The sequence below is a fragment of the Porcibacter vitabionis genome (assembly GCF_046263795.1).
Taxonomy (GTDB): domain Bacteria; phylum Bacillota; class Clostridia; order Lachnospirales; family Lachnospiraceae; genus Lachnocurva.
This window is the reverse complement of sequence record NZ_JBJYZD010000022.1, coordinates 1-5,060: the sequence shown is the minus strand read 5'-3', so window position 1 is coordinate 5,060 and position 5,060 is coordinate 1. Positions and strand designations below refer to the sequence as shown.

General features: G+C 45.3%; 6 protein-coding genes. 1 reads left to right on the top strand and 5 read right to left on the bottom strand.

What is annotated here, in order from left to right:
* The first annotated feature begins 205 nt into the window (after positions 1 to 205).
* Positions 206 to 1,072, top strand: coding sequence for an aminoglycoside 6-adenylyltransferase AadE (locus ACKX2L_RS11310; RefSeq protein WP_001255868.1), 867 nt, complete (start codon positions 206 to 208; stop codon positions 1,070 to 1,072).
* 594 nt (positions 1,073 to 1,666) lie between these two features.
* Here the strand turns inward: ACKX2L_RS11310 and ACKX2L_RS11305 are convergent.
* The 5 genes from ACKX2L_RS11305 to ychF all read right to left on the bottom strand — a co-directional run bounded on the left by ACKX2L_RS11305 (position 1,667) and on the right by ychF (position 4,759).
* Positions 1,667 to 1,876 carry a hypothetical protein gene (locus ACKX2L_RS11305; protein WP_497550871.1) on the bottom strand — a complete coding sequence of 70 codons (210 nt, stop codon included), beginning with the start codon at positions 1,874 to 1,876 and terminating at the stop codon, positions 1,667 to 1,669.
* A gap of 81 nt (positions 1,877 to 1,957) precedes the next feature.
* Complete coding sequence (gene efp, locus ACKX2L_RS11300) at positions 1,958 to 2,515, bottom strand: elongation factor P (RefSeq protein WP_497550872.1); 558 nt, start codon at positions 2,513 to 2,515, stop codon at positions 1,958 to 1,960.
* A gap of 125 nt (positions 2,516 to 2,640) precedes the next feature.
* Entirely contained in the window at positions 2,641 to 3,108 is a 468-nt protein-coding gene (gene rpiB / locus ACKX2L_RS11295; RefSeq protein WP_497550873.1) for a ribose 5-phosphate isomerase B, read from the bottom strand.
* A 51-nt stretch (positions 3,109 to 3,159) separates the two neighbouring features.
* Complete coding sequence (gene nrdR, locus ACKX2L_RS11290) at positions 3,160 to 3,609, bottom strand: transcriptional regulator NrdR (protein WP_497550874.1); 450 nt, start codon at positions 3,607 to 3,609, stop codon at positions 3,160 to 3,162.
* A gap of 52 nt (positions 3,610 to 3,661) precedes the next feature.
* Positions 3,662 to 4,759, bottom strand: coding sequence for a redox-regulated ATPase YchF (ychF, locus tag ACKX2L_RS11285; RefSeq protein WP_497553310.1), 1,098 nt, complete (start codon positions 4,757 to 4,759; stop codon positions 3,662 to 3,664).
* Positions 4,760 to 5,060: the final 301 nt, after the last annotated feature.

The following is a 5,060-nucleotide window of genomic DNA, read 5'->3' as shown; positions in this document are numbered from 1 at the left end:
ACATGCGAATACCTCCTTCATAGCATTGCACAACTTTTGCAAGTCGTGCAACTCGTCAATAAATAGAGATATCATCGCAGAAATATGGTACCCTGAAAAGGTACCGGTGATTGAGGACTTACCGCCCGTCTTTGCTAAAGGGTAATCAAGGCGGGAAAGCCCTAAAATGGCTTCACACCTATTTCAATAATTGGAGGAGATAAAAATGAGATCAGAAAAGGAAGTTTATGATATTGTTTTGAATTTTGCAAAAACAGACAAACGCATTCGCATGGTTACTTTGGAAGGATCTAGAACAAATACAAATATTCCGCCTGATGATTTTCAGGATTTTGATATTACTTTTTTTGTTACGGATATGGACAGCTTCACAAGTGATGATAAATGGCTAGATATATTTGGTGAAAGGTTGATTCTGCAAAAGCCGGAAGATATGGAATTATTTCCAGCTGTAGAAAAGGGATTTTCATATTTAATGCTGTTTACTGATGATGTTAAGATAGATTTAACTTTGCTGCCGCTGGAACTGATAGACGAGTATTTTACATGGGATAAACTGGTAAAGTTACTGTTGGATAAAGACAACCGTATCGTAAAGCCGCCAATACCAACGGATATAGACTACCACTTGCAGAAGCCTACTCAAAGAATGTTTGACGATTGCTGTAATGAATTTTGGAATACTACAACATATGTAGTAAAGGGCTTATGCCGCAAAGAAATTCTTTTTGCTATTGACCATATGAATGATATAGTACGAAAAGAATTGCTTCGCATGATTTCCTGGCTGATTGGTATCAAACAGGGATTTCATTTCAGTTTGGGAAAAAACTATAAATTTATGAAGCAATATGTCCCAGAGGAATTGTGGGAACGACTTATGTCCACTTATAATATGGATTCCTATCCCCATATGTGGGAATCCTTTGAACAATGTATGGCATTGTTCCGGGAGGTTTCGTCAGAAGTGGCATGCCAGTTGGATTACCAGTATCCACTATATGATGAAAAAATCAGTAATTATGTGATTCGGCAAAAGAAAAAATATGGCATTGAAGATGATAACAAATAAAATTTTTTCAATCGAAAAAATTTATTTTGATTATTCAATTTTGAAAAACTGAATACCTCAAAATCAGAAAGAGCGCGGACAAGCACTTTGAGGGATTGGCCGCCTTGTCCACCCATCCAGCGGGGCGGCGGGCGGCGGTCAAGGCCGGGTGTAACCCCGTTCATTTCAGCCTTGACGGTTGCCCGCTGTCCTGCTACTTTTCCGGGAGTGTGGCCACAACTTCGGGACACTTTGTCCACAAGTCGGAGCGTAGGACGAGGGACGGGGGCTTTCATATACCTGCCGCCGTTCTCTGAAAACAGGCCGATTTTTTGCTCATTCCCATTCGCAAAAATTCAGCCTGTTTTCCTGCCGGAGCAAACGGGGCGCAAGAAGCACCGCACCCCGTTTCCCCCGTCAGCCACGCCAGCAGGTATAACACACTACACTTTGCAAGCAAAGTCGTGTGCCAAAGGGGGCACCCCTTTGGAAACCCCGGACAACAAAACAGGCGGTATGCTGCCCTCTCCGGGAGCATACCGCCGTTTGTTGTCAGCAGCCCGTTTCACGGTCTGCGTGTAGTTCCTTGTAAACTGACCTAATATTCTGTGCAAACTACAGGGCCTTCACCTGTTCCACGATCCGATCCAGCACCTCAGCCGGTACCGTTTTATCATCATAAAGATCCTGGATCCGGCTCTCTGAGTTCAATAGTGCAGTCACATCCAGCCAGCCTGCTTTCTGAAATTCCTCATCGAAGATATGAAATATAGACCGATCCTGAAGAAGTTCAGATAAGGGCAATTTACAAAAGTCTTCTGCCATTTTCATGCCTCGAAAAAGAAAGACGCCGGCCGCCCTTCTTAAGAAAGGCAGCCCACGTCAAATGATTAGATCCTGTTACTATTATGCACGAGACAGATACTCACCGGTACGGGTATCGATCTTGATCTTATCGCCGGTATTTACGAACAGAGGTACATAAACCTGTGCTCCGGTCTCAACAGTTGCCGGCTTGGTTGCGTTCGTTGCAGTATTTCCCTTAACGCCAGGCTCCGTCTCTGTGATCTCAAGTTCTACGAAAAGAGGAGGTTCAACAGCGAATACATTACCGTTGTAGGAATCCAGTTTAACGGTCTCGTTTTCCTTAACGAAATCAAGAGTGTTGCCAACTTCATCAGCAGTCAGAGAGATCTGATCATAGGTCTCTGCATCCATGAAGTTATAGGTATCCCCATCCTTGTAGAGATAGGTATAATCCTTACGATCGATACGGGCAGTAGGGAACTTCTCGGTCGGACGGAAAGTGGTCTCACGAACACCGCCATCGATGATGTTCTTCAGCTTTGTACGTACGAAAGCTGCACCCTTACCGGGCTTAACATGCTGGAACTCTACGATCTGCCAGATCTTGCCCTCCCACTCAAGTGTAATACCGTTCTTAAAATCGCCGGCTGAAATCATCTGATTTTCCTCCTTAAAACACACATTTTTATTCTCAGGACGTATCCGTCCGAATTGACCATCTCGGTTTATTCTTAGCAATACGCACGATTACTAATCTATTCTACAGTAATTCGATAAAATTTTCAATCATTTTTACCTGCTCTGCTGCAATACTTCTCCTCGATCTCTGTAATCATATCCACTCGCTTTGCATGACGACCGCCCAAAAAGTCAGCTTCCAGAAAGGCATCTACGATTGCTTTGGCTTCTTCTAAACCGACAATTCTTGCTCCAAAAGCAATGATATTCGCATTATTATGCTGCTTGGCAAGCCTTGCCGAAACCGGCTCGGAGCATACCGCTGCCCGGATCCCGGGAACCTTATTGGCAGCCAGACTGATCCCGATACCGGTTCCGCAGATCAAAACCCCCTGATCCGCCTGACCGTTCTTTACAGCCTCTGCCACTTTCCATCCATATTCCGGATAATTGCAGCTCTCCTTGGTATCCGTTCCGAAATTAATCACCTCATAGCCCTTTTCTTCGAGATAAGCCTGAATTTCCTGCTTCATCTCTACAGCAGCATGATCATTTCCGATTGCGATTTTCAATTTCTTCTCCTCTCCCGTATTGGTCTATATTTCCCCTTAAAGAACGAATGCTCAATCCTGCAGCTTCTTCAGTTCCTCCATGAAAGTATCCACGTCCTTGAATTCCTTATAAATCGACGCAAAGCGGACATAAGCAACAGAATCCAGAGACTTCAATTCTTTCATAACAAGTTCGCCGATCTCAGAACTTGCAACCTCCCGCTCCTCGCGGCTGAAGATTTCCTTCTCCACGCTGTCTACCAGTTCGCGGATCTGATCCGCGGAAACCGGCCGTTTGTGGCAGGAAAGGAGAACGCCCTTCTCGATTTTCGAACGGTCATATTGCTCGCGGTTATTGTCCTTCTTAATGACAATAAGGGGAATGGTCTCGACCTTCTCGTAGGTCGTGAATCGCTTGCCGCATTTCTCGCAGGAACGACGGCGGCGTATGGATGTATTGTCGTCCGCCGGCCGGGAATCAATCACACTGGTATCATTATTTCCGCAAAATGGACATTTCATCGTTTAAGGATCCTCGTAAGTTGATAATGGTAAAACAGAAATATTGAATCAATCATACATTGAAACGGAAGGTGATGACATCGCCGTCAGAAACGACATAGTCCTTACCTTCCAGGCGAAGCAGGCCGGCCTCCTTGCAGGCAGACATACTGCCCAGCCGCTCCAGGTCGCTGTAGGCACATACTTCGGCACAAATGAAGCCCCTCTCGAAATCGCTGTGAATCTTTCCGGCAGCCTGAGGTGCTTTGGTTCCCTTCTTAATAGTCCAGGCTCTGGTTTCGTCCTCTCCTGTGGTCAGGAATGAGATCAGGCCCAGGAGATCATAAGAAGCCTTGATCATCTTATCCAGGCCGGACTCTTCCAGGCCGAGATCAGCCAGGAAATCCGCACGCTCGTCATCATCCAGCTCGGAGATCTCGGCTTCGATCTCAGCAGATACCACATAGACACCGGAGCCCTCCTTGGCTGCATACTCTCTAACCTTCTTCACTTCCTGATTAGAAGCGCCGTCATCCGCCAGATCTTCCTCGGAAACATTGGTGGCATAGATCACAGGCTTTGCTGTCAGAAGATTATATTGCTTGAATGCTGCCTCTTCTTCCTCATTCTTAAGTTCAAAGGCCTTGGCCATATTTCCATCTTCAAGGAAAGGACGAAGACGCTCCAGCATTTCGACTTCCGGCTTCAGGCTCTTATCCTGAATGGACTGCTTTTTGATCTTGGAATATCGGCGTTCCAGGATCTCCATATCGGAAAAGAGAAGTTCCAGATTGATGGTCTCGATATCACGAAGAGCATCGATAGAGCCATCGACGTGAATAATATTGGTATTCTCAAAGCAGCGTACCACATGAACAATGGCATCGCACTCACGAATGTTGGCCAGGAACTGATTTCCCAAGCCCTCGCCCTTACTTGCTCCCTTGACAAGGCCGGCAATATCCACAAATTCAATCGTTGCAGGAATGGTCTTCTTACTGTGGTTCATATCCGTCAGGACCTTCAGGCGATGATCGGGTACGGATACGATGCCAACGTTCGGATCAATCGTAGCAAAAGGATAGTTTGCCGCAAGTGCGCCGGCTTTGGTCAGCGAGTTGAAAAGAGTACTTTTCCCTACATTGGGAAGGCCCACGATTCCGAGTTTCATAATGTTTTATATCTCCTTAAAAAGTCTTTATTTTATGAGCTTTGCACGTTTTCCCATTTAAGGCTCCTTTCTAAGCTAAAGAAGCCCCTAAAACAACTAGTGTATTATACACTAATCAGAGGCTCTTTACAATGTAGTTTCATTTTTAGCATGCCTGAAATCCGCTGATATCAAGCATTCTTTAGACAATATGTAATGACCTCCGATTTGTAGGTTCGTGGATTTACCTGTATACTACAAGTCGGAAAAGACAAATGGTAACAGGGATTACCGCATACAAATGGAGGTCATCAAATGAAGT

Excerpts from the sequence above, each read along its gene's own strand:
- ACKX2L_RS11310 (WP_001255868.1), top strand. The coding sequence starts at position 206 with ATGAGATCAGAAAAGGAAGTTTATGATATTGTTTTGAATTTTGCAAAA.
- ACKX2L_RS11305 (WP_497550871.1), bottom strand. The coding sequence starts at position 1,876 with ATGGCAGAAGACTTTTGTAAATTGCCCTTATCTGAACTTCTTCAGGAT.
- efp (WP_497550872.1), bottom strand. The coding sequence starts at position 2,515 with ATGATTTCAGCCGGCGATTTTAAGAACGGTATTACACTTGAGTGGGAG.
- nrdR (WP_497550874.1), bottom strand. The coding sequence starts at position 3,609 with ATGAAATGTCCATTTTGCGGAAATAATGATACCAGTGTGATTGATTCC.
- ychF (WP_497553310.1), bottom strand. The coding sequence starts at position 4,759 with ATGAAACTCGGAATCGTGGGCCTTCCCAATGTAGGGAAAAGTACTCTT.